Origin of the sequence: Flavobacterium sp. NRK F10 (assembly GCF_024054235.1) — a bacterium.
GTDB lineage: Bacteria > Bacteroidota > Bacteroidia > Flavobacteriales > Flavobacteriaceae > Flavobacterium > Flavobacterium sediminis.
The window spans coordinates 1-238 of sequence record NZ_JAMXLC010000016.1 but is presented as its reverse complement, the minus strand read 5'-3'; the positions used below and the strand labels follow the sequence as shown (position 1 = coordinate 238).

At 40.3% G+C, this 238-nt stretch carries 1 protein-coding gene; it reads left to right on the top strand.

Annotation, left to right across the window (positions count from 1 at the left end; genetic code table 11):
* Nucleotides 1–238 (top strand): hypothetical protein (locus NHF50_RS15645; RefSeq protein WP_252777370.1); only part of this gene is annotated, 238 nt, incomplete at both ends.

Sequence of the window (238 nt, the reverse complement as noted above, 5' to 3'; positions counted from 1 at the left end):
AGATACGAACAACTGCTTCTGGAAAAGAAAATAGCGGTATCGGAACAAAAACGGGCTAAAAATCTGGCTGCTTTGCACGTTATCCGATTTTTAGAAATGCAGAAAAAGGATCCTGCCTCTTTATTAAAGAATATTCGGGACAAAGTGGAACGCAATCTGGCAACAGAAAATATCCGACGACTTGATCGCTTGCGGCTTAGATTGGAAGCAGTGATAACGTTACAGAATATTATTCAGG